This window comes from Rhodanobacter lycopersici, from assembly GCF_040812335.1.
GTDB lineage: Bacteria > Pseudomonadota > Gammaproteobacteria > Xanthomonadales > Rhodanobacteraceae > Rhodanobacter_A > Rhodanobacter_A lycopersici.
Map to the genome: position 1 here is coordinate 1,408,166 of NZ_JBFOHK010000001.1, position 24,348 is coordinate 1,432,513.

The following is a 24,348-nucleotide window of genomic DNA, read 5'->3' on the forward strand; positions in this document are numbered from 1 at the left end:
AGATCGGCACCTATGGAAAAGCAACTCATCTCGCTTGTCGTTCCTTGTTTCAATGAGGAAGAAGTCATCGATGAGACTTATCGAAGACTGGCTGCGCTTGCAAATTCGCAGGTTGATTGTGAGTTTGAGTTTGTTTTCGTCGACGATGGGAGCCGCGATAACACGCTACAGCACCTCCGTGAGATCGCAGCCAACGACCAGCGTACCCTGGTTCTTTCATTCTCGAGGAACTTCGGCCATCAATTGGCCGTGACCGCCGGAATTGATGAGGCCAGCGGTAACGCCGTGATCCTAATCGACGCCGATCTCCAGGATCCGCCGGAAGTGATTCCCGAAATGCTGACCCTGTGGCGTGATGGCCATCAAGTAGTCTACGGCGTGCGGTCCGACCGCCCCGGTGAGTCCCCATTCAAACTATGGACAGCGCACCTGTTCTACCGCCTTCTCAATTACCTTTCGGATACCCCAATTCCGCTCGATACAGGTGACTTCCGCCTGATGGATCGCAGCGTAGTGAATGTTCTACGCACGCTCACGGAACGCGATCGCTTTGTCCGTGGACTCGTCAGCTGGGTCGGCTTTCGGCAAATCGCGTTGCCTTACCGCAGATCCGAACGTTTTGCAGGCACTACGAAATACCCCCTGCGCAAAATGCTTCGATTCGCTTCGGATGGGATCATTTCATTCTCTGTAAGGCCACTGAGGATCGCCATGCTTGCCGGCACCCTTTGCGCCGGATTGGCCTGCGCGGGAATCATCTGGGCGCTGTGCGTGCGATTATTTGGTCACACATGGGTTCAGGGATGGGCGGCGACCATCATCGCCGTGCTCTTTCTCGGCGGAGTACAACTTATCTGCACCGGCATCCTGGGTGAGTACATCGGCCGCACCTATATGCAGGGCAAAGACAGGCCGCTGTATATCATCAGCGAACGTTTAGGCAAGCCAAAATGAGGTACTAGGCATGAATCGCAACGTCAAACCCGAGTTCGACCAGTACGCGGGGAAATATACTGATCTTCACCGCGCGAGCATTCATGCCAGCGGTGAAGATCCCGCATATTTTTCTGCGTACAAAGCCAAATATATCGCTGCAGCGCTTGGACCACAGACGACAGATACTCCTTTGGACATACTGGACTTCGGCTGCGGCATCGGCAATTCTATTCCGCATCTGCGAAATGCATTTCCGGCCGCACGAATCCACGGCACTGACCCCTCGGGTGAAAGCATTCGGATCGCCAAAGAGTCCCATTCTCGTGACGCGGCGTTCGAAAGCATTACTGACATGACGCTTCCCTATGCGGATCACAGTTTCGATATTATATTGGTCGCATGTGTCTTTCATCACATCCAGCCAGACAAAAGGGCCCACTGGATGGATCAAATCAAACGCGCTTTAAAACCAGGCGGAAAGGCTTTCATTTTTGAACATAATATTCTCAACCCCCTGACAGTCAAAGCAGTCAAAGACTGCCCATTCGACGAGGATGCAATCCTTCTCCCCAAAAGCGAGCTCATCAATCTGGCTTATGGTGCCAACTTCGCCACAGTTCGCGCTCGCTATATTGTTTTTTTCCCGCATGCGCTTGCTTTTATGCGGCCACTTGAACCACTCATGAAGTGGATTCCTTTCGGTGCACAATACGTTGTCCACGCATATGCGTGAAAGCACTCATCAAGGACCGACCGAAATGACTGCCACATTGCCATAGGTTCCATCATATTCAATACCCTCGCCAGCCGACTTCGATGAAACATCGCGTTTAGTACTGAGTGTGTCGCAAACTGGACTGCTCGTCTGGCAATCCCAAAAATCCGGAACACCCGTGGCCAGAACGACAGCCCTCATGCGGGGAGGGCTATTTACGATGTCGGCATCTGCTGAATGCGTATCCATTTTTCCGAAAATAGCGACCGCACTATAACTAGTCGGATCATGCGGCAACACATTCTCGATCTTGCTCAAGACAAATTCAGTCTGTTCTTTCTGCTCAGCCATGAAGGCATAGGCATGAGTGGTCATGTTCCAGCCAGTCCAGATCAACAGAGTCATGCTGACCCACCGGGCAGCACGGCGAGAATCAACGGGCACCAGCGCCAAGAGAATAAGCGCAACCGACATGGCCACCAGGCTACGCGTCTGGATCACGGGGGCCAACGGGATGGAAAAGGCAAAGAAACTCACCCCGACCGCGACGAGAACGATGGCGCGCCCCAATTCTGAACGCCAGTATCGTATCCGAACTGCAGCCAATACGACGAAGCCGAGCACGTATACGACATTCCTGCTCGTCATCAGTGCAGCAAGGGTATGGATTTCCTGTTTCAGGCATCCGAACGCATAACCAACATTCCGCGCAAGATCATGAAGATCGTGCACGGGCATGGTTCTCCTCCAAGGTGCCGGCATAATTCCTACCTGACCAATCAGCAGATAGACTGCGAGTAGCGCCACCAGAAATCCCAAGACCGATCCGGCCACCCAATACAGCGCGTGGCTCCAGATGCGCAGCAGAAATCCGCGCGACGGAAATGGTTCTTGCTCGATCTGACCGACAAAGAGCAGCGGCATCAAGAAATAGAAATTCTGCATGCCGCCGAACAACAGAATACCGCTGACCAGATATATCACCCGATGGGAGACACCTTTGTCTACCAACCATGCCATCCCAAGCAAGCCAATCAGCGAAGGCAACAGCGTGGCTGGCCATAGGCTCTGGTAGACAAAGGGTGGACTGACGAGCAGGACCGATGCCACCAATGTCGCATAGAGCCTGTCGCAGGAGAGATTCCGCGCGAACCGAAACAACAGCAGCCATGCGAGCGACACGTATAAAGCTGCATGGACCTGCAGCGGAATATGCCGCAGAAAGTCATGCAGCAGGAAATTGATCCAGCGCCCCTCCTCGCTGAGCTTGAATGTGAAGCTCGGGTAGTAATGAACCTCGTCGTACCCATAAACCTTGAGGCCCAGCAATAGGTAATACGATATGGCCACCATCAGCAGCGCCAATACAGCCGCGAGACTCTCCGGCGTAAGACGCACCCGCGCATGACGTGGCCAACCGGCCTCGTCGTCGAAGCGGACGATCGTTTCGGCACTGGTCGAGCCTGTGTTTCCCTTGTCCATCCCATGCCACCCTGTCAAAGCTTGGACTATGCGTCATCTCGTTGAACACGCGCGCCGGATCACGCGTCGAATGCTGCAAATCTTGCCCCGCCTCGCTGCGTTTCAGCACCCGTGCCTATCAGTCACTATCTTTACGCGAACCAGTTCCCCACACCACATGCTTGTTCAACATGTAAAACATGATGATGTAGGTTGCCATGGCAAACAGTTGCGCAATTTCCGAACGCATATGCCACGCACGCAGCAATAGCGTGAGTACCAGCTGATTTAGCGCGAAGGCAATCATGAAACAAACCACAAATCGCAGCGCCGCCTCGAAGCTCAATTTCGCATGTGCAAATACAAAATATCGATTCAGGAGGAAAGCCATACTCAATCCAACGCCATAGCCGATGGCATTGGCCTGCTGCGGCGACAGCCTGGTCCAGGCCAAAACACCTAGGAAAATAGCGTAGCCAAGTGCCGTATTGATCAGGCCAGCAATGCCATAGCGCAGAACTTCGGCCAATGGGATGGACTTCATGAAATTCCTACTGTCCGATGGCGCCATTCCGTCAAGCGCCGATATTCTCGAACACGACTCCACTGTCTTCATATGCTTCATAACGCGTCACGCGATAACTTAGTCGCGATACGAGCCCCTTGCACGGCTGTCTGTCACCAGCTCGAGAACACCCGCCCACTTGCTGCGGTACACCGCATGCATCTCTGTACCTCGGCCGCCTTGCGCCCAATGCATGGCTTCTTCCACCACGGCACGCTCCAGCAGCTTCCGGTCCGCCTCATCGTCGAGATCGAAGTTGGCGGCATACGCTACGTCCACCAGGCGCCACAGAAAGGCATTGCGCAGATAGCAGTCGACCGGCAGAAAGTGGCGTTCGAGCTGGCCGATGATGTCCTGGCTGCGGATGCCCTCGAAGCAACCGGCCGAAAAATCGACATCCGGGATGGCCGCATCCACCTTGCCGGTGTTGTGGTTCCGACGCTTGGCCTCGGGCCAGTCGGTGAAGATCCTGTCCGCCAGTGCCAAAGCCTCAGGCCACAGCCGGTTGCCGTTGCGTCCCACCTGCTCGCCGATCAGCCAGAACTCGCCGCCGGGTGAAAGGATTTCGGCGATCGCGGCCAGCACCCGCTCCAGTTCCACCAGGTGGTGCAGTCCCGAGGTGATGTTCACCACATCGAACTGGCCCAGTTGCGGGCCGATGTCGTTGGCATCGCCTAGCACTCGATCCACGGTCACCGTCGGCGGCATGCGCTGCGTCGCCTGATCGAGCAGGCTGGCGTTGACGTCGACGATGCACAGCTCCACCGGCACACCGGCCGTCTCCAGAATGCCACCTTCGATCGCCGCTTCGCCCGCGCATAGGGCAAGCATGCGCAAGGGGCGTCCCGGATGCTGCGCGGACAAAGCACGCAGCCGCGCTGGAAAATTGGGGGGCCGTGCCGGAATGGCCATGGCCAGCATCCTGTTGGCATAGGCAAACGCATTTTCACCGATACGCGGCATCACACCGTGCAGATGCGCGTGCAAGGCCGCGCGCATATCCGTCACGGTGACCCGGTCGACGGGGCGCGGCGGCAAGGCGCGCGGTGGCGGACTTCCGCCGCCACTGGCACGACGCTCCGTGTGCCGATCGCGGTAGAAGTCGTCCGAGTAGACGCGACTGAAATGCGCGATCTCGTTCTGCAACCGCCACGCATGCTGGTTGCGCGCACGTAGCAGGTCGAATTCGCCTCGCGCGCAGACCACCAGGCCCAGCAGACCCAGCCAGTCCGCTGAAGGATCGCCGTGCGGACCTGGCTCACAACGGATCTCGATGCGCAGCGCGCATCCCACCGGTACCGGAAGGTTAATCGTCACTTCGCGCAGGCTGGCCATCGCATGGGCATTCTCCAGCCGCTGCGACAACAGCATGCGCGCCGCATCATCGTCGCATCCGCACCATACTTCCACATCGAGTCCGTCATCGCTGATTCGCGGCAACGCTCGCAAGCAACGCATCCACAGGATCGGCTCGGCTGCGGCATGCACAATAGGAAGATGCAGTCGCTCCCCCGCCCGCAGCACCAGACCGCGCTCGCGTTGCGGAAAATGGGCGAACTCGGTCCAGCGATCCGCCGACGGCACCTGTCCGTTCCGCTGCGCAACAACATCCACCGGCGACCCGTGGATGAATTGCCATGCGTGTGCGCCTGCCCGGCGCACAAGATTCCCGATGCCGCCTTCAAGTGCGGTTCCTGCAACAACAGTGCTTACTTGGGCATCGACCGCCTGTACTGGTTCAATTCGCAGGTCGGCTTTTTCCTCGTCCAGCACAAACGATACTTCCATCCGCCCTCTCCACCACCAAGCGCGCCTTGATGCAGGCAAATAACATCATCGCATGACGCCATGGTGCGTGTCGCGCCGTGCAGGTATCAATTTCCCGCACCAAGCGCCGTAGCCGCTCGGCCCTCATGACATCTTCCCGTCGCATCCAACTTGTGCCGGCAGTGCACTTCCAGTTCCGCGGCGTTGAACTGCACCTGACCATACTCGGCACCATGCTGGTAGTGATCCTGTACCCAAGCCTCCCGAATGGCTGATGCGAGCGCGAGATAGCCGTCCTCGGGCAGTCCGATGGTGTCGAACAGCAGGCCCGGCAACTCATAGGAACTGAGATCAAGCTGCTGCGCCGGTAGAGAACGGTTGGACACCAGCATGTAACGGGTGTGCTCCTGGAGGTTCACGCCGCCGTCGTCGAAGCCCAGATCCTCAAACGCGTGCGGCAGCGCCGGCAGGTGATCGCCGTAGAACATCAGCACGGTCCAGCGAGGGCGCGCCAGCAGTCGCCGCGCAAAATCGCCCAGCGCCTGATCACCATTGACCAGATGGGAGAGGTAATACGTCATCTCCCGGGTGCCTGCCGCCGACATGCCGCGCGGCAACGGAAGGCCATTCAGCACATTGGCCAGCGTGCCCGCGTCGAAATCCCACGGGCCATGATTCTCCATCGTGATCACCATCGCGTAGTGCGGACCGGATCCGGTGTCGTCGAGATGGGCCAGCACGTAATCGAACAAGGCCCGATCGGAAATGTACTCGCCGGCGCGCTCGGCGCCGGCGAAGGACTGCCGATAATAGGCATGCTGAAACCCGAGTTCCGGCATCGTCTGCCGACGGTTCCAGAAACCGCCGCTAAACGGGTGGTACAACGTGGTCGAGTAGCCGAGCGCCGCCAACCTTCGCGGCACGCTCGGCATCCACGCGCTGACCAGCCCGTAGTACGGATACACGACGGACGGAAACGCCTGCATGGGGTAGCCGGTCAACGTCTCGAACTCCGTCCGGATGGTGCCGCCGCCATATGTCGGCGTGGTCAGGCTGCCGGTGATGCCAGTCGCCGCCAGCCGCTCGAAGTTCGGCACGAATTCGCCGTAGTCGATGCCTTTCAGGACACCCGGGTCGAAAAACGCTTCACTCTGTACAACCACGATGTCCGGCAATTCGGCCGGCGGCTGGCGCGTCATGCGCGCCTTCAGGTCCGCGGCGTGGCGCACGGCGAAGTCGTGCACGAGCGACCCGTCGGCCTGCGGTACCGTCGAGCGCGCCTCCTGCGACATCCGCACCAGACCGGCCATGAAGCCCACGTGCTGCACACTGTCGATCGGATCCCACAGCTGGAAACCGGGCATTGCTTCGTCCGCATAGGCCTCGCGCCAGGGGCCGATGCCACGGTACAGGGTGCCGAGGACAAGCAGCGCCAGCACTACCCATGCCGCACGAGTCGCCCAGTGCGGCCGCCGCCAACGCCCTTCCAGTCGCCAGATCGCCCACAGCACCGCGATGGCCACCAGCAGCGCCAGCAACAGCAGCACGAGACGGTGACCGGTGTAATGTGCGAAGAAACCCATGTTGTGCAGTACCTGATGCCAGAGCACCAGATCGCCAGGCATCAAGGGCTCGTTCAAATTGAGCTCCTTGATCGCATTCACCTCAAACACGAGACGTGCGATGCCGCCGCCCAGCGCGAGCGCCAGCAGCGCACGGCCGCTGAGGCCGTAGATCAGCAGCATGACCAGGAAAACCGGCAATGCGTTGCGCCACAACAACGCCGCGTCGAAGGTCCAGCGCAACGTAGGATCCAGCCACCACACCAGGGCAGCGCTCGCCAGCGCCATGACGACGGCCGGCGCCGCAACGGCAACAATTCCCCGCGCCCGCTCCGCGCGAGCCCCACGCCATCGAGATGTCATCTGCGCCCCCGCGCCAAAACTTTCGCAGAGCTTACAGGAGAGCGGAATGCAAGTGGTCGCAGCCTGCCGTGCACCGCAGATTTCGCGTCCGGGGAGCCGTCAGGAGCCGCCCGTGTCCGCGCACAAGGCATCGCGCAATACATCGACGATGCGCCGTGCTGCCATTCCGTCGCCGTAGGGCGAAACACCGCGCGCCATCTCGCGGTAGGCCGCCTCGCTGTCGAGCAGGCGCGAGGCCTCGGCCACGATGTGCGCCTCGTCGGTACCAACCAGCCGCACCACACCCTCGTCCACGGCCTCCGGACGCTCGGTCTCCGTGCGCAACACCAGCACCGGCTTGCCAAGCGCGGGCGCCTCTTCCTGCACGCCGCCCGAGTCGGTGAGGATCAGATGCGCGCGCTTCTGCGCCTCCACGAACGGCGCATAGTCGAGCGGAGGGCAGAGGCGGATGCGGGGATGGTCACCGAGCAGCTCGTGCGCCGTCGCGCGCACGTTCGGATTCGGATGCACCGGGTAGAGCACCTCGATATCCGGGTAACGGTCCACCAATTGCCGGATCGCGCAGCACACCGCACGGAACGGCTCGCCGAAGTTTTCGCGCCTGTGCGCGGTAACCAGCACCAGCCGCTTGCCCGCATCCAGCTGGATGTCCAGCGGCCAGTCGGCCGCCGCGACTTCCAGCAACGCATCGATCACCGTGTTGCCGGTCACATGAATCGCCGCGTCGGCGATCCCTTCGCGCAGCAGGTTTTGCCGCGAACGCTCGGTCGGCACGAAATGCCAGCGCGCCAGGTGCCCCGCCACCAGCCGGTTCATCTCCTCCGGGAACGGGTTGTCCAGGTCGTGCGTACGCAGTCCCGCCTCCACATGCCCGAACGGGATGCGCCGATAGAACGCCACCAGCGCCGCCGTCATCACCGTCGTGGTGTCACCCTGCGCCAGCACCACGTCAGGTGCGAGCTCGCCGAACTTCTCGTCCAGCGCCGTGATCAGCCGCGCGGTGAGCTCGGGCAATGCCTGGTTCGGCCGCATGATGTCCAGGTCCACGTCCGGCACGATGCCGAACAGTGCCAGCACCTGATCCAGCAGGGCGCGATGCTGCGCCGTGGCCAGCACCGTCACCCGCGCCCACGGCTCGCGCTTCAGCGCCTGGATCAGCGGCGCCATCTTGATGCCCTCGGGGCGCGTACCGACGATGCAGAGGATGTGTTTGGCTTCTTTCATGGCTCTCCAGGTTCTTGTGTTCAATGAACGGCTTGGCCGTCGTTTCTCCCAGGCGCGCATACCGCCACTAGCAAGAGCGAACACGCATCAAGGCATGCTGGATGGCGCAGCCCTACGACGACATCGAAATTCGGTCATGACAACAGGAACTGCGTCCCAAGAATCACCGGAAGTGCGGTCAGCACGGCCCCGGGCGGCGTTATTCAGCCACTTCTTCAAGGTGGCATTCCTACGTGCCAAAGCACGCGACTTCATCCACGGAATGCCCGAAACCACGCATACCAACCAGCGCTACCCACAGGTACATGCGGAACCCGACCGGCAATGTCCAAATGCCCAGCCCATGTGAGTGAACAGCCCCGGTTATCCCTTGCCACCCGTAATCGCCAAGCCATGTCCGTAGATGACCATGCTCGCAGCAATGAAGCGCAACAGCAGGAAGTTGTCGCGACGACTTTCCAGACCATAGACGAGCGTACGATATGGCATCGTCGCCTTGATCGCGACCGGCGACACGCCGGGCTGGTCTTGCGTACTCACGCGCCTTGCCCTCGATACTTGTGCGGCGACCAGGCACCCCACTTCGCTTCGTAGATCGCCTTGTTCTGCTCGAACAGCGCCTGGCGCCTTTCCTGTTTGAGCTTGTTGAACGAGGCGGAGAGATTGTGGTGCACGAACACGTCGTCGGCGCAGGCGATGGTCCAGCCGGCCTGTTCCACGCGACGACAGTAGTCGTCGTCCTCGAAGAAACCGATGCCGAAGGCCTCGTCCAGCGACCCCACCTTCTCGTAGACGGCACGCGGCATCATCACGCAGAAGAACGCGGCGGTGCGCAGCGGCGTCAGCTGGCCGGCATGGCGTGTGGTGTAATCGGCCGCCGCGTGCAGCATGCCGTCCATGTCGTCGTAGCTGATGTCGATGCGCGCCTCGTTGCCGATATTGTTGGTCACCGGGCCGATCATGCCGAGCGTCCTGGATTGGCGCAGATGCGCAACGAGGGTGGCGATCCAGCCCGGGGTCACGTGGGTGTCGTTGTTGAGCAACACCAGATAATCGCCGCTGGCGGCGGCGAGGCCCTGGTTGTTGGCAGCGGCGAAGCCGCGATTGTCCGGGTTGAGGATGAGATGCCGGTCCTTGCCGGCAGCGGCCCACTCGGTCAGGTACGCGGGAGTATCGTCGGCCGAGGCATTGTCAACCACGATCACTTCTAGATTGGCGTAGTCGCTGTAGCGCTCCAGGCTGTACAGGCAGGTCCTGGTGAGGTCGATGTTGTTGTAGGTGACCACGACCACGCTGACCCTCGGTTCGGGCAGGGCGCCGACGCCCTGCATCAGGTCGTGCACGCGGTGCGCCCAGGTCTGCCCGGCGGCGAAACGCTGGCGCCGTACGATCGCGTCCGGATCGGGCGTAACCCGCAAGGCTTCGTCCACCGCCGCGAGGAACGCGGCATGGCCGTCGCCCGTGCGTACCAGATCGCCGAACTGGCGGATCTCCGGCAGCGCGATCGATACCACTTCCTTGCCTGCGCTCAGATACTCGTAGACCTTCACCGGGTTGGTGGCCAGCGTCAGCGGGATCACCTGGAACGGCAGCAGGCACACGTCGAAGCCATGCAGGTAGTACGGCAGTTCCGCGTAGGGCACCTCGCCGGTGAACTCCACGTTGGTCAGGTGCCGCAGCCGCTGCTGCGCGCCAGCGGTGTCGGCACCCACCATCAGCACCAGACAATCGGCGTGGCGCTGCGCCACTTTCTCCAGCAAGTCGAGATCGAACCATTCGGCGATCGCGCCGTAATAGCCGATCACCTTGCGCCCCCGCTTGTCGCGGAAGACTCGCGCGGGCCGCGTGGCGAAATGATCGTACTGGCAGGCATTGCGCACCATCAGGCAACGCGGGTTGTACTTGCCCGCTTCTTCGTACAGCCAATCCGAGGTGACCACCAGCAGGTCGGCCGTGCGCATCAACTCGTTCTCGCGCCCCAGCATGTCGGGGCTGTTGTCGGCGAAGCCACCGTGATGGTCCATGCAGTCGTAGGCGAGCCGCCTGTTCGGCAGGATGCGGGCCGTCTCCAGCCAGTATGGGTGCTGCACCAGCGACAGGCACGCACGGCTGCGCGTCCACGCCAGCAGTTGGCCGACCCCGGCGCGCAGTTGTTGCTGCACGTCGGGCGTGGGCACCGCGTGGTAAATCGCCGGGCATCCCTTCAGATGCAGCCGGATGCGGAACAGCCTTCCAGTGCCATCGAGCGACTCGACCGCAAAACCAGGTTCGTCGTGGTCGATGAAGTCGTTGGAGACGTAGAACACGCGATGGCCCGCACGAGCGAGTTCACGCGACAGGTGCTGTGGTCGCTGAATGCGGAAATGCCAGTCGATCACGGCCCACACGAACACGTCGCGACGATCGTCCGGTGGCGGCGCCAGCCATGCGGTGGGTCGCGCCGGCAGTGCAGCGAGGGATGCAGGCTCACTCGATGCCAATCCCAATTGCGGTGCGCGCACGCGCTTCAACTGTCGCCGCAGCTGTTCGCGGTCGGCATCGCCCAGGCGGCCGCCGCCGCGCAATACGCGCAAGGCAACGCGCAGCGGCCGCGTCCAACGCCAGGAACGGCTGGCCTTGATCACGTCCAGTTCGTCGCGCACCTGCTCCAGTACACGAATACGGGCATTGCGCTTGGCGAGCTCGCCGCGGACCTCGATCAATTCCTGATTCGCCTGTTCAATCTCCACCTTGACGGTTGCCACCTCCCTGTGGGCCGCGCTGCATTCATCGAACAGACGCGCTGCTTCAGCCCGGTAGGCCACCACGCCTCGCTCGGCTTCGGCCAGTCGATCGAAGTTAGATCTTGGCTGCAGCTCCGCCATCAACGGCCGCGCGAACTCGAAGTGTGCCATCAGTGCGTCCAGACCCGCCTCGAAGCCGGTCCAGCTGCCCTTCCGCTCCATCACGGCCAAGCCGTTCGCATAGACATCCAGCAAGGATTCGCGCCAGACAGTAGGGAGCAGGGTTTCCGTCGTCGTCGAATGCTGGTGCCGCAGATCATGCCGCAAACTGGCGTCGGCCTCATCCGCGCAGTCGGATGAAGGCACCGGCCAGACCACCCCGAGATCGTCCGCGATCCGGGCCATGCAGGCACGCCAGTCGCCCAGCACGGCACTGTAATCGGTGATGCAGCGGTCCGTATCCCGCGATGCCTGCTCCGGCTCGACGAGGTGCCGCAACCAGATCAGCGCAGCTGCCGCCGCGGACAAGTCGTTGCGCCGCATCAGCGAACCCACCACTTCGCCCGGATGGCGCATCGCGAAGATCAGCTTCGGCTCGATATCCAGTCGCGCCAGCGCCTTCAACCACATCGGCAGCAGTCGGCACAGGCGGGGGTCCTTCACGGCCCAGATCGGCGCGTCGCCGAACTCGGCGACGATCAGTGCCGCCAACTCGTCGCACAGGCCGGTTGCCTGCATCTGTTCGAGCCAGCCTGCACGCAGCTCGCGAGGATCGTCCCAGCTCGAACCGAGCGCAGCCAGCACGCACTCGTGGAACTCCACCACTTTGCGGTTCTCCCAGAAGCCGGCCTCGTTGTCGAAGGCGGCCTCCAGCAAATCCGGGCCCAGCGCGACCCCATGCAGGTTGATCAGCCGCGTCAGCGCAGAGGTGCCGCTGCGATGCATGCCGATGACCAGCAGGGCCCGTCGACGGCCATGTTGTTCCCTGGTCATGCCTGCACCTTGCAGAAATCCACCACGGCCGCCTCCGACGTCATGCAAAAATCGACAAATCCGGTCGCAAGACGCTCGGGCTGCGGCATTACGCGGAACATCGCCGCATCGATCAGGCGATCGACGTAGGTCTCCTCCTCGGCGACCCGCGCCAGTACCCCGGCATTGAGAAAATAGGTGCCAGCGTCCAGCAGGCAGCGGAAACGAAAGCGCGCCTCGACGGCCTGGCCGGCCTCCACCAGCGGGATCGAGTCCTGCGGCAAACTGGTGGCGCCGCCGCCCAGTTCCAGTCCGGTCAGGGTCTTGATCAGCATGCCGCAGCGCACCGAGGCCGCCGTTTCCGAAAACTCCACGCGGTACACGTAGACGTAATCGTCGCCGGCATGCAGCACGTTGACCTTGCGTCCCTGCGGCGTCTCGATGTGCGGCATCGCAATCCGTGCGCCACGGGTGTCGTAGCGCATCGTGCTTTTCGGCACGAGGCCTTCGTCGAACCAGCCTCGCGCATCGGAATCCGCGACCGCGCCCGGAGAGCTTCGCTCGATCGCCACCGAGGCCACCAGGTGGACGTCCTGGCGATCGGCCTCGGACATATCCGGCATCTCGGCGGGCTGCTGCACGTCTTCACGCTCGGCACGGATCGCTTCGCGCACGGCGTCGGCACGATCCACCGGCACGTACAGCATCTTGTGGTAACGCGACACCACGAACTTGGGCGACCCGCTCGAAAGCAGTTCGCCGCGATCCAGCAGCACGGCGCGATCGCACAACTGCGTGACGATGCCCGCCGAATGGGACACGAACAGCACCGTTGCGCCCTCGTCGCGGATGCGGTTGATGCGCGCAAAGCACTTGCGCTGGAACGCCTCGTCACCCACCGACAGAGCCTCGTCCACCACCAGGATATCCGGCGTCACGTTGATCGCTACAGCAAACGCCAGACGCACGTACATGCCGCTCGAATAGCACTTGACCGGCTGATCCATGAAGTCGCCGATGTCCGCGAACGCGGCGATCTCGTCGAAACGCTGCTCGACCTGCTGCCGCGTGAGCCCGAGCACGGTGCCATACAGCAGCACGTTCTCGCGCCCGGTAAATTCGGGATTGAACCCGGCTCCCAGCTCCAGCAAGGCGGCAATGCGTCCATTGACCTGCACGCTGCCGGCGGATGGCTCCAGCGTGCCGCAGATGATCTGCAGCAGGGTGGATTTGCCCGAGCCGTTGCGCCCCACGATACCCAGAGTCTCGCCCTTGCCGATCGTGAGGTCGATGTCCCTGAGCGCCCGGAACTCCCGGTACCAGCGCTGCTTGGCCGAGCGCGGGGAAAACATCTGGTAAAGCCGGTGCATCGGCTTGTCGTAGACGGGAAACGATTTGCTCAGTCGCTCGACGCGGATGGCAACCTCAGATGACATCGGCAAACCCCCGTCGCGTCAGACGAAATGCCGTATAACCCAAATGAAGCACGATCAAGGCGCACACGGTGTAAATGCCCAACCCGAGCCAGTCCGGATAGTGTCCCCACAGGGCCACTTCGCGCGCCTGATCGATGATGAAGCTCAACGGATTCATGATCAGCAGCCAGCGATATTGCGGCGGCAACGCCGTGATCGGGAACATCGCCGTGGACAGAAACAGCATGGCGGTCGCCAGCACGCCGGTAATCTGGCTGATGTCGCGCAGATAGACCCCGAGTGCCGCCAGCAGCCAGGACACGCCCAGGGTCAGCAGCACCAACGGCAACATCACTACTGGCAACAGGGCGACCGTCCACGTCATCGTATGGTCGAGTATCAGATGCAATGCCAGGAACACCAGAAAATTCATGAAGGTATGAAACAGTGCCGACATCACCATCGGCCACGGCAGGATCTCCAGCGGGAAAATCACCCGCTTGACGAAATTGGCGTTGCCGGTGATCAGAAGCGGGGATCGATAGAGGCATTCGGCGAAGAAGCCATGCACGATCAGGCCGACGAACAGGATGATCGAATAATGCGCATGACCGCCGCCCGTTTGCGACCAGCGCGACTTCATCACGAAGCCGAAGGCGAACGAATAGACCATCAGCATCAGGAACGGGCTGATCAACGACCACAGCAAGCCGAAACTGGCGCCGCGGTAACGACCCAGCACATCGCGCTTGGCCAGCTCCAGCGTCAGCGAGCGGTGCGCAACGAGTGCGCTGAACGGTCCGGATGCGGATTGGCGTGACATGGAGACGGTAGGAAAATCCAATTCGGTAACCTCATTCCCTTGGTTCAGGGCGGGCTGCGATCAAGCCAGCGCCGCCGTCAGTTCGTCACGCAGATCGTGGATGTCCTCCACACCCACACTGAGTCGTACCAGCCCGTCACTGATACCCAGCCGCTTGCGATTGGCCGGCGGCACCGAGGCGTGGGTCATGATGGCCGGGTGCTCGATCAGGCTTTCCACGCCGCCCAGCGACTCGGCCAGCGCGAACAGCTCGCAGCGCTCCAGCATGCGGCGCGCCTTCTTCAAGCCGCCCTTCACCTCGATGGTGACGATGCCGCCGAAGCCCTGCATCTGGCGCTTGGCAAGCGCATGTTGTGGATGGCTCTTCAGGCCCGGATAGATCACCCGCTCCACCTTCGGATGCTTTTCCAGCCAGCCGGCCAGTTCCAGCGCGCTGGCGCAATGCTGGCGCATGCGCAGGTGCAGGGTCTTCAGGCCGCGCATCGCGAGGAAGGCGTCGAACGGACCGGCCACCGCACCCACCGAGTTCTGCAGGAAGCCCATCTTCTCGGCCAGTCCCTTGCCGTTGGCAACCACGATGCCACCGACCATGTCGGAGTGGCCGTTGAGGTACTTGGTGGCCGAGTGCAGCACGAGATCCGCGCCGAATTCCAGCGGACGCTGCACCATCGGCGAGCAGAAGGTGTTGTCCACCACCAGGATCAGGCCATGCTTCTTCGCGAACGCGGCCACCTTGGCCAGGTCGACCAGCTTCAGCATCGGATTGGTTGGCGTCTCGGCCCAGATCATGCGGGTGTTGGGCTTCAGCACCGCTTTCAGCGCCGCCATGTCGTTCAGATCGATGAAGCTGAAATCCAGTCCGGCCGAACGCCGGCGCACACGCTCGAACAAGCGGTAGCTGCCACCATAGAGGTCGTCCATCGCGATCACGTGGCTGCCGGAGTCCAGCAGATCCAGCGTGGTAGCCGCAGCTGCCAAGCCTGAGGCGAACGCGAAACCGGCCACGCCGCCTTCCAGATCCGCCACGCAGCGCTCGTAGGCCATTCGCGTAGGATTTTGCGTACGCGAATATTCGTATCCCTTGTGCTTGCCAGGGCTCTCCTGCACGTAGGTGGACGTGGCGTAGATCGGCGTCATGATCGCGCCGGTCGAGGGATCAGGATGCTGGCCGGCGTGGATCGCACGCGTTCCGAGTCCGAGGCTAGCGGTAGGCGTCTTTGGGGGCATGACAGGCAACCGTGCTGGGCGGCAGCTGCCGGTAACCGGTTGCCGCGTGAAAGGATTGTGCATTGTACCTGTGCGACCAGCGTTTGCCTTAACCATCCCAGCATCCAGGCCCTTCGGCCACACGCCTGCGTATTTGAGCGGCGGGTAGCCCATGCAAGAATGAGACTTTGCCGCTCCACGGATCACGTGCCTCATGGAAACCCTTCTAGTCACCGGCGGCGCCGGCTTTATCGGCGCGAACTTTGTGCTGCAGGCGATAGCCGACGGCCTGCGCGTGATCAACCTGGACAAGCTCACCTACGCGGGCAACCTGGACACCCTGGCTTCGTTGGAAGGCAATAAGCATCACGTATTTGTGCAAGGCAGCATCGGCGACCGCGAACTGGTGGCCAAGCTGCTGGCCGAGCACAAGCCCGATGCGATCGTGAACTTCGCCGCCGAGTCGCACGTGGATCGCTCGATCGACGGCCCCGCCGAGTTCGTGCAGACCAACGTGGTGGGCACGCTGGGCCTGCTGGAATGTGCCCGCGACTACTGGCGCGGCCTGGAAGACAAGTCGCGCGGGGCATTCCGTTTCCTGCATGTGTCCACCGACGAGGTGTACGGCTCGCTGGGCGAGACGGGCAGCTTCACCGAGACCACGCCGTACGCGCCGAACTCGCCGTACTCCGCGTCCAAGGCCGCCTCCGACCACCTCGTGCGCGCCTTCCACCACACCTACGGCCTGCCCACGCTCACCACCAACTGCTCGAACAACTACGGGCCGTACCAGTTCCCCGAAAAGCTCATTCCGCTGGTCACCGCCAAGGCGCTGGCCGGCGAGCCGCTGCCGGTCTACGGCGACGGCCTCAACATCCGCGACTGGCTGTACGTGGGCGACCACTGCTCGGCCATCCGCCGCGTGCTGGAGGCCGGCCGGGTGGGTGAAACCTACAACGTGGGCGGCAATGCCGAGCGCACCAACATCACCGTCGTGAAGACGATCTGTGCCCTGCTCGACCAGCGCCGGCCGCTGGCCGACGGCCGTGCCCGCGAGTCGCTGATCACCTACGTGAAGGATCGCCCCGGCCACGATCGCCGCTACGCGATCGACTCGTCCAAGCTGCAGCGCGAGCTGGGCTGGAAACCCTCGCAGACCTTCGAGAGCGGCATTGCGGCCACGGTGGACTGGTACCTCGCCAACCAGCCGTGGGTGCAGCGCGTGCTCGACGGCAGCTACCGCATGGAGAGGCTGGGCGCATGACCACCAAGGGCATCATCCTCGCCGGCGGTTCCGGCACCCGGCTGCACCCGATCACCCGCGCGGTGAGCAAGCAGCTGCTGCCGGTGTACGACAAGCCGATGGTCTACTACCCGCTGGCCACACTGATGCTGGCCGGCATCCGCGAAGTGCTGGTGATCAACACCCCGCACGAACAGGCGATGTTCCAGCGCCTGCTCGGTGACGGCTCGCAATGGGGCATCGACATCCGCTACGCGGTGCAGCCCTCGCCCGACGGCCTGGCGCAGGCCTTCACCATCGGTCGAGACTTCATCGACAAGCAGCCCAGCTGCCTGGTGTTGGGCGACAACATCTTCTACGGCCACGGCTTTACCGAACGCCTGAAACGTGCCGCGGCACGCGAGCGCGGCGCCACCGTGTTCGGCTACTGGGTGAAGGACCCCGAGCGTTACGGCGTGGCTGAGTTCGATGCCACAGGCAAAGTGGTCGGGCTCGAGGAAAAACCCGCACAGCCGAAGTCGCACTACGCCGTCACCGGCCTGTATTTCTACGACGCGCGCGTATGCGACTACGCCGCCTCGCTGCAGCCTTCGCCGCGCGGCGAGCTGGAGATCACCGACCTCAACCGCTGCTACCTCGATGACGGCTCGCTGCACCTGGAACAGCTCGGCCGCGGCTTCGCCTGGCTGGACACCGGCACGCACGAGTCGCTGATGGAAGCGGGCAACTACATCGAGACGATCGAGAACCGCCAGGGCCTCAAGGTGTGCTGCCCCGAGGAAATCGCCTACCTCAATGGCTGGATCAGTGCCGGGCAGCTGCAGGAGTTGGCTGCACCCTTGGCCAAGACCGGCTACGGCCAGTACCTGCAGCAGCTGGTCCGGCAGGGACTGGCGCGATGAAGGTGATCGAGACGCGCCTGCCGGGCGCCGTGGTGATCGAACCGCAGGTGTTCGGCGATGCCCGCGGCTTCTTCTACGAAAGCTACAACGAGGCGAAGTATCGCGAGGCCGGCATCGACCGCCGCTTCGTGCAATCCAACGTGTCGCGCTCGGCGCGTGGCGTGCTGCGCGGCCTGCACTACCAGTGGCCGAATCCGCAAGGCAAGCTGGTCAGCGTGCTGGAAGGCGAGGTGTACGACGTGGCGGTGGACATCCGTCGCGGCTCGCCCACGTTCGGCCAGTGGGCGGGAGTGATGCTCACCGCGGAGAACCATCGCCATTTCTGGGTCCCGGAAGGTTTCGCGCACGGCTTCTGCGTGGTCTCCGAATTCGCCACCTTCGCCTACCAGTGCACCGCGCTGTACGACCCCAGGGCCGACGCCGGCATCCGCTGGAACGATGCCGCGCTTGGCATCGACTGGCCCGTCGCCGAACCGCTGCTGTCGGACAAGGACGGCAAGACCCCGCTGCTGGCCGATGTGCCCGCCGGGCGTCTGCCGGTGTACGAAGCATGAGGGTGCTGCTGCTGGGCGCCAACGGTCAGCTCGGGCGCAGCTTCATCGAGGACGGTGGCCTGGCTGCACGCGGCGAATTGATCACCGCCAGCCGCGATGGCCAACGCTTCGACGGTACCGCCGTCGAGGCTGCCGACCTCGCCGTGCCGGGCGCTTTGCCTGCCTTGCTCGATCGCTTGCGCCCCGACGTCATCGTCAACACCGCGGCCTACACGGCGGTGGATCGCGCCGAGCAGGAAGAGCCGTTGGCCACCCGCGTCAACGCCGAGGCGGTGGGTGTACTGGGCCACTGGGCCGCTGCACACGGCGCGCTGTTGATCCACTACTCCACCGACTACGTGTTCGATGGCGCGGCCAACGCACCCTACCCCGTCGATGCACCCACTGCCCCGCTGGGCGCCTACGGCCGCAGCAAACTGGCCGGCGAACAGGCATTGCGCGACAGCGGCGCCGCCCATTTCATCTTCCGTACCGGCTGGGTGTACGCGCCGCACGGCCACAACTTCCTGCGCACCATGCTGCGCGTGGGCGCCGAGCGCGACGAGTTGCGCGTGGTGGCCGACCAGATCGGTGCCCCCACCAGCACCGCGCTGATCGTGGCCGGCACACTGGCCGCGCTGGATGCCTGGCAAGCCGCCGACGTCATGCAGCATCGTGCGCTGCAGGGTACCCATCATCTGGTCGCCAGCGGCCGCACAAGCTGGCAGGGTTTCGCCAGCACGATCTTCGACGAGGCGCAGGCATGCGGTCTGCTGGCGCGCAAGCCGCACGTGGCCGCCATCACCACCGCCGACTATCCCACGCCGGCCAGACGTCCCGCCTGGTCGGTACTGGACAACAGCGGCTTCCAGCAACGCTTCGGCTATGCTCTGCCTGATTGGCAGGCCGGCTTGCACGGCGTGCTCGATGCGCTCACCCGCCAGGCACACTGAACCATGCTCATTCCCCTGATCCTCAGCGGCGGCAGCGGTACCCGCCTGTGGCCCGTCTCGCGCAAGAATCTGCCCAAGCAGTTCCTCTCGCTCGCCGGACACGGCACGCTGTTCCAGCAGACCGTGGCACGCACGCATGCACTCCCCGAGGTGGCCGCGCCCATCGTGGTGGCCAGCGAAGACCACCGCTTCCTCGCTGCCGAGCAGCTGCGTGAGGCCGGTGTCGAAGGCGGCGCCGTGGTGCTGGAGCCGCTGGCACGCAATACCGCGCCGGCAATCGCGCTGGGTGCGCTGGAAGCGCTGAAGCGCGATCCCGAGGCATTGCTGCTGGTACTGCCTGCGGACCATCTGATCGGCGATACCGCCGCCTTCGCCGCCGCCGTCGAGTGCGCGCTGCCGGCCGCGCGGCAGGGTTGGCTGGTCACCTTCGGCATCCGTCCGGACCGTGCCGAGACCGGCTTCGGCTACATCCGCCGCGGCGCGCCGATCGGCGAGGGCGCGTTCCGCGTCGAGCGCTTCGTGGAGAAGCCCGACCTCGCCACCGCCGAGACTTATCTCGCCGACGGCGGCTACGACTGGAACTCCGGCATGTTCCTGTTCCGCGCCGACCGTTACCTGGAAGAGCTGGGCATGCACGCGCCAGCGATGCTGGCAGCCGTGAGCGCCGCACATGCCGCAGCCCATGCCGATCTCGACTTCGTGCGCGTGGACCGGGAGCTCTTCGCCAAGGTGCCGGAAGACTCCATCGACTACGCGGTGATGGAAAAGACCACGCGTGCCGCGGTGATCCCGGTGAGCTGCGGCTGGAGCGACATCGGCTCCTGGTCGGCGCTGTGGCTGGCCGGCGAGCGCGATGCCGAGGGCAACCTGCGCGAGGGCGACACGCTCGCCGTCGACACGCGCAACTCGCTGCTGCGCTCGCACGATCGCCATCTCATCGCCACCGTGGGAGTGGACGACCTGGTGGTGGTGACCACGCCCGACGCCACCCTGGTCGCCCACCGCGACGCGGCGCAGGACGTGAAGAAGGTCGTGGAGCAGCTCAAGGCTGCCGACCGCAGCGAGCACTCCTTCCACCGCGTGGTGCACCGCCCCTGGGGCAGCTACGACTCGCTGGAAGCCGGCGAGCGCTTCCAGGTGAAGCGCATCGTGGTGAAGCCTGGCGCGGCCTTGAGCCTGCAGAAGCACCACCACCGCGCCGAGCACTGGATCGTGGTCTCCGGCACCGCCGAGGTCACCTGCGACGACAAGGTGTTCCTGCTCGGCGAGAACCAGAGCACCTACATCCCGCTGGGCAGCAAGCACCGCCTGCGCAATCCCGGCAAGGTGGCGCTGGAACTGATCGAGGTGCAGTCCGGCAGCTACCTTGGCGAAGACGACATCGTGCGCTACGACGACGTGTACGGTCGCGCCTGAACAACGGCGCACGAGGCCTCGGCCATTGTGACGCCAGCCAGCAACGGCTGGCGTTGTTCATGGCTTCCGGCGTCGCCACCTGCGCAGCCGGTACTCGTCCCGCGCCACATAGCCCGCCGCGCCCAACACCATCAGCGCCAGCACGTACCAGGTGATCAGGTAGTTGAGGTGGTGGTTCGGAAACTGGATCACCGTCATGCCGCCGCGCGGCCAGGCGGATGCCGCCGCGCCCGGTATCGCATCGGCATCCACGAAGTACGGCGCGACATCCTGCAGGCCACGCGCCTTGGCGATCGCCGCCACGTCGCGCGTGTACCAGGTGTCGGTGGCAGGATCGTTGTGGCGGAACAGAGCGGACGGTTCGCTGATGCGCAGCAGGCCGGTCACCGTGACTTGGCCGCCCGGCGCGGCCGGACAATGTCCCCTGAGATCGCACCAGCCATCCGGCGCGAAGCCGCGGTTCACCAGCACGATGCTGCCGTCGTCGCGGCGCAGCGGCGTGAGTATCCAGTAGCCGCTGCCGGCATCGGTCGCCGTCCATACCCGTGCCTGGCGATTGCTGAGCCAGGTGCCGGAGAGCCGCACATGGCGATACTCGGCGTTGGCCGCGGTGACGTCCGCCCAGTCCGCCTGCGCCGGGGCCGGCACCGGCGACGCATGCACGCGCTCGTCGACATGCGCGATCAGCGCCGTCTTCCACGCCAGTCGATGCACCTGCCAGGTACCCAGCGCCACGAAGCCGGCAAACAGCGCCAGTCCCAGCAGGGCCAGCAGGCTCAGCGCCAGCGGGCCACGCACGTTGCGCTCATTCTCGTCCGGCGAAATGTCTGTGTCTGGCATGGCCGCGCATGATCGCACCAAGCATGGAATGACGGAAGCGGAACGACTGCCAGCATGTTGCGGGAGCCCGCGCATCCGCAGCAGAAACGACCAGGCCCGCATGATGCGGGCCTGGTCGTTGGCCGCCATGGGCGAACACGTCAGTCGTTGGGAAGGCCGCCGGAACGCCGGCTGATCCACAAGGCGGCAAGCGTGCCGATCGCTCCCGAAAGCAGGTACAGGCCCACGTACGGTACGCCTGCATACCTGGCGAGCGCCAGCGCCACCAGCGGCGCGAAGCCCGCGCCGATCAGCCAGCCCAGGTCCGAGGTGATCATGGCGCCGCAGAAGCGGAACTCCGGCCGGAAGTTCGAGCTCACCGCGCCGGCCGCCTGCGCGTGCGTGAACCCGAGCAGGGCATAGCCGAAGATGATGAAAAGAAAACTGTTCACGGCGCCGCCCGAGAGCAGCAGCGCGGTCCACCCGCTGTAGATCGCGATCAGCACGCCGCCCGCCGCCAGGGTGGTACGGCGGCCGAAGTGGTTCGCCACCACGCCGGACAGCAGCATGCAGGGCAAGGCCACGAAAGCACCGACGATCTGCACCACGAGGAAGCTGCCCACCGATTGCCGTGTGAAAAGCAGCGCCCATGACAACGCGAAGATGGTCACCAGGTGGAACATCGCGTAGCTTGCCAGCGGTGCGAAGGCACCCAGCGCGATGTTGTTGCCCTGCGAACGCACCAGCTCGCGCATCGACGACGGCTCGAGATCACGCTCCTTGAGCTGCTCCGCATAACGAGGCGCGACCACCATGCGCAACCGGGCAAACAGCGCCACTACGTTGATGGCGAATGCCGCGAAGAAGGGATAGCGCCACCCCCATTCGACGAATTCCTGGTGCGAGAGGCTCGACCAGATATAAGCGAACAACGCCGCCGCGATGATGAACCCGATCGGGTCGCTCAACTGGGGCAGCATGGCGTACCAGCCGCGCCGTTCCTTCGGCGCCTTGAGCGCCATCAGCGAAGCCAGGCCATTCCAGCTGCCCCCGAGCGCAAAACCCTGCCCGAAGCGCAGTACCGCCAGTGCCAGGATGGCGGCCCATCCCAATGTCGCATACCCGGGCAGGAACGCCGTGCCGGCGGTCGCCATGCCGAGCAGGAACAGCGCGATGGTCAGCTTGGCGGGGAGGCCGACATGACGTTGCAGCACCAGGAAGAACATGGAGCCCAGCGGCCGCGCGATGAAGGCCAGCGCGAAGATCGCGAAGGAGTAGAAGACCCCGTCGATCTGGCTGGCGAAGGGAAAGAACACCTGGGGGAACGCCAGCACGCAGCCGATGCCGAACACGAAAAAGTCGAAGGACTGGCTGACGCGCCCGACCAGTACGCCGACGGCAAGGTCTCCCGGCGCCAGCTGCTCTGCATGGGAATTCCCGCCATGCGCATGGACGGCCAAACCGGGGATCGACTGGGTGTTGCTGGTTGGCATGGCAATTCCCTGGCGACGATCATGCAAGAAGTTGCTGGGCAGACCCGCTGTGGTATCACGCAACGCGGCAGCCGGTTTCACGCGACCACCACGATATTCCCTATGCAGCTTCGACCAGCCTCGGGCATATCGGATCAGTCGGGAAACGCGCTTTGCGGGAGTAGTATAGACCCGCCCTTGGAGTGTAGTGTAGGCAACACCTCGTTGCCCGATGCACACATGCCCATGACAGTGAAACGTCTGCGCGGCTTGCTGTTGTCTCCGCTTGCCCTGCTTGGTGGTTGCCACCTCGCGTTGCTGGACCCGTCCGGCGACGTTGCCCGCCAGCAGAGCGATGTCATGATCGTCACCACGGTGATCATCGCGCTGATCATCGTGCCGGTACTGGTTGCGATCGGCGTCATCGCGTGGCGCTACCGGGCCTCCAACGAGAAAGCCCACTACGATGCCGAGTGGGACCATTCGCCGCAGCTGGAACTGGTGGTGTGGGCTGCGCCGCTGCTGATCATCATCGCCGTCGGCGCCATCAGCTGGATCGGCACCCACCAGCTCGACCCGTATCGTCCGCTCGACCGGGTGGCCCAGGGGCAACCCGTTGCAGCAGGCACCAAGCCGCTCGAGGTGGATGTCGTGTCGCTGCGCTGGAAATGGCTGTTCCTCTACCCGCAATACGGCATCGCCACGGTGAACCAGTTGGCCGCACCGGTGAACGTGCCCATCCGGTTCAAGTTCACCTCTGATGCCATGATGGATGCGTTCTCCGTGCCGGAACTGGCCGGCATGGTCTACACCATGCCCGGCATGCAGACGATGCTGCACGCGGTCATCAACAAGCCCGGGCAATACCCTGGCTTCTCGGCCAACTACAGCGGCGCGGGCTTCACCGACATGCGCTTCACGTTCGAGGGCATGAGCCAGCAGGATTTCGACGACTGGGTCGCCAAGGCACACGCCGCAGGCGGCACGCTCGACCTCCAGGCCTATGAGCTGCTGCGCCAGCCCGAGCGCGATGCGCCGGTGCGCTCCTACGCCAGCTTCGAACCCGACCTGTACACGCGCATCCTCAACCGCTGCGCCGGGCCCGGCCAGGAATGCAAGGGCCAGATGCCGATGATGTCGGCCAGCGCCACCGCCGACGATGCCATGCAAGGCATGCAAGGCCACCCTGCGCACGCCGGCGCCGACTCGCCGATGGATGCCGGAAAACCGGTTCCCGCGCAGGCTGCGGCGGCGCACTGATCTGCTTGCGGAGATTCA

At 63.5% G+C, this 24,348-nt stretch carries 20 protein-coding genes; 8 read left to right on the forward strand and 12 right to left on the reverse strand.

The genetic code is table 11. From position 1 onward, the window contains the following. Positions 1–12: 12 nt before the first annotated feature. The gene (locus tag ABQJ54_RS06460; RefSeq protein ID WP_367853428.1) at positions 13–954 is read left to right on the forward strand and encodes a glycosyltransferase family 2 protein; all 942 of its coding nucleotides are present in this window, start codon (positions 13–15) and stop codon (positions 952–954) included. A gap of 10 nt (positions 955–964) precedes the next feature. Then, the gene (locus ABQJ54_RS06465) at positions 965–1,669 is read left to right on the forward strand and encodes a class I SAM-dependent methyltransferase (protein ID WP_367853429.1); all 705 of its coding nucleotides are present in this window, start codon (positions 965–967) and stop codon (positions 1,667–1,669) included. A 9-nt stretch (positions 1,670–1,678) separates the two neighbouring features. On the opposite strand, the gene ABQJ54_RS06470 is transcribed toward ABQJ54_RS06465, so the two are convergent. The 10 genes from ABQJ54_RS06470 to ABQJ54_RS06515 form a co-directional block, all read right to left on the reverse strand. Further along, complete coding sequence (locus ABQJ54_RS06470; RefSeq protein ID WP_367853430.1) at positions 1,679–3,133, reverse strand: hypothetical protein; 1,455 nt, start codon at positions 3,131–3,133, stop codon at positions 1,679–1,681. A 118-nt stretch (positions 3,134–3,251) separates the two neighbouring features. Continuing rightward, positions 3,252–3,656 (reverse strand): GtrA family protein, encoded by a 405-nt coding sequence (locus ABQJ54_RS06475; protein ID WP_367853431.1) that lies wholly within the window; start codon positions 3,654–3,656, stop codon positions 3,252–3,254. 99 nt (positions 3,657–3,755) lie between these two features. Next, entirely contained in the window at positions 3,756–5,465 is a 1,710-nt protein-coding gene (locus tag ABQJ54_RS06480) for a class I SAM-dependent methyltransferase (RefSeq protein ID WP_367853432.1), read from the reverse strand. Between the two features lie 86 nt (positions 5,466–5,551). Then, positions 5,552–7,294 (reverse strand): LTA synthase family protein, encoded by a 1,743-nt coding sequence (locus tag ABQJ54_RS06485; RefSeq protein WP_367853433.1) that lies wholly within the window; start codon positions 7,292–7,294, stop codon positions 5,552–5,554. A gap of 174 nt (positions 7,295–7,468) precedes the next feature. After that, positions 7,469–8,593, reverse strand: coding sequence for a non-hydrolyzing UDP-N-acetylglucosamine 2-epimerase (wecB, locus tag ABQJ54_RS06490; protein WP_367853434.1), 1,125 nt, complete (start codon positions 8,591–8,593; stop codon positions 7,469–7,471). Between the two features lie 363 nt (positions 8,594–8,956). Next, positions 8,957–9,133, reverse strand: a complete 177-nt coding sequence (locus ABQJ54_RS06495) for a hypothetical protein (RefSeq protein WP_367853435.1) — start codon at positions 9,131–9,133, stop codon at positions 8,957–8,959. Beyond that, the gene (locus tag ABQJ54_RS06500; RefSeq protein WP_367853436.1) at positions 9,130–12,309 is read right to left on the reverse strand and encodes a glycosyltransferase; all 3,180 of its coding nucleotides are present in this window, start codon (positions 12,307–12,309) and stop codon (positions 9,130–9,132) included. Before ABQJ54_RS06500 ends, ABQJ54_RS06495 begins: the two co-directional genes overlap by 4 nt. Continuing rightward, positions 12,306–13,724 (reverse strand): ABC transporter ATP-binding protein, encoded by a 1,419-nt coding sequence (locus ABQJ54_RS06505; RefSeq protein ID WP_367853437.1) that lies wholly within the window; start codon positions 13,722–13,724, stop codon positions 12,306–12,308. Before ABQJ54_RS06505 ends, ABQJ54_RS06500 begins: the two co-directional genes overlap by 4 nt. Further along, a complete protein-coding gene (locus ABQJ54_RS06510; protein ID WP_367853576.1) occupies positions 13,714–14,526 on the reverse strand; it encodes an ABC transporter permease in 813 nt (270 codons plus the stop codon). Before ABQJ54_RS06510 ends, ABQJ54_RS06505 begins: the two co-directional genes overlap by 11 nt. A 60-nt stretch (positions 14,527–14,586) precedes the next feature. Next, positions 14,587–15,753, reverse strand: a complete 1,167-nt coding sequence (locus ABQJ54_RS06515; RefSeq protein ID WP_367853438.1) for a trans-sulfuration enzyme family protein — start codon at positions 15,751–15,753, stop codon at positions 14,587–14,589. Positions 15,754–15,946: 193 nt separating this feature from the next. On the opposite strand from ABQJ54_RS06515, the gene rfbB reads away from it, so the two are divergent. Genes rfbB through ABQJ54_RS06540 form a run of 5 tightly spaced genes read left to right on the forward strand, consistent with a single transcriptional unit; the run spans position 15,947 to position 20,779 of the window. Beyond that, a complete protein-coding gene (gene rfbB / locus ABQJ54_RS06520; protein WP_367853439.1) occupies positions 15,947–16,996 on the forward strand; it encodes a dTDP-glucose 4,6-dehydratase in 1,050 nt (349 codons plus the stop codon). Then, positions 16,993–17,877 carry a glucose-1-phosphate thymidylyltransferase RfbA gene (gene rfbA, locus ABQJ54_RS06525; protein ID WP_367853440.1) on the forward strand — a complete coding sequence of 295 codons (885 nt, stop codon included), beginning with the start codon at positions 16,993–16,995 and terminating at the stop codon, positions 17,875–17,877. The genes rfbB and rfbA overlap by 4 nt, the downstream gene beginning before the upstream one ends. Next, entirely contained in the window at positions 17,874–18,431 is a 558-nt protein-coding gene (rfbC, locus tag ABQJ54_RS06530; protein WP_367853441.1) for a dTDP-4-dehydrorhamnose 3,5-epimerase, read from the forward strand. Before rfbA ends, rfbC begins: the two co-directional genes overlap by 4 nt. Continuing rightward, entirely contained in the window at positions 18,428–19,363 is a 936-nt protein-coding gene (gene rfbD, locus ABQJ54_RS06535) for a dTDP-4-dehydrorhamnose reductase (RefSeq protein WP_367853442.1), read from the forward strand. Before rfbC ends, rfbD begins: the two co-directional genes overlap by 4 nt. 3 nt (positions 19,364–19,366) lie before the next feature. Then, the gene (locus ABQJ54_RS06540; protein ID WP_367853443.1) at positions 19,367–20,779 is read left to right on the forward strand and encodes a mannose-1-phosphate guanylyltransferase/mannose-6-phosphate isomerase; all 1,413 of its coding nucleotides are present in this window, start codon (positions 19,367–19,369) and stop codon (positions 20,777–20,779) included. 57 nt (positions 20,780–20,836) lie between these two features. Here the strand turns inward: ABQJ54_RS06540 and ABQJ54_RS06545 are convergent, their stop codons facing one another. Together ABQJ54_RS06545 and ABQJ54_RS06550 are read right to left on the reverse strand one after the other, a co-directional pair. After that, positions 20,837–21,619, reverse strand: a complete 783-nt coding sequence (locus ABQJ54_RS06545) for an SURF1 family protein (protein WP_367853444.1) — start codon at positions 21,617–21,619, stop codon at positions 20,837–20,839. A gap of 140 nt (positions 21,620–21,759) precedes the next feature. Beyond that, positions 21,760–23,379: an MFS transporter gene (locus ABQJ54_RS06550; protein WP_367853445.1), complete on the reverse strand. Its 1,620-nt coding sequence runs from the start codon at positions 23,377–23,379 to the stop codon at positions 21,760–21,762. Here ABQJ54_RS06550 and cyoA point away from each other — a divergent pair. Next, the gene (gene cyoA, locus ABQJ54_RS06555; protein ID WP_367853446.1) at positions 23,347–24,330 is read left to right on the forward strand and encodes a ubiquinol oxidase subunit II; all 984 of its coding nucleotides are present in this window, start codon (positions 23,347–23,349) and stop codon (positions 24,328–24,330) included. The genes ABQJ54_RS06550 and cyoA overlap by 33 nt on opposite strands. Positions 24,331–24,348: the final 18 nt, after the last annotated feature.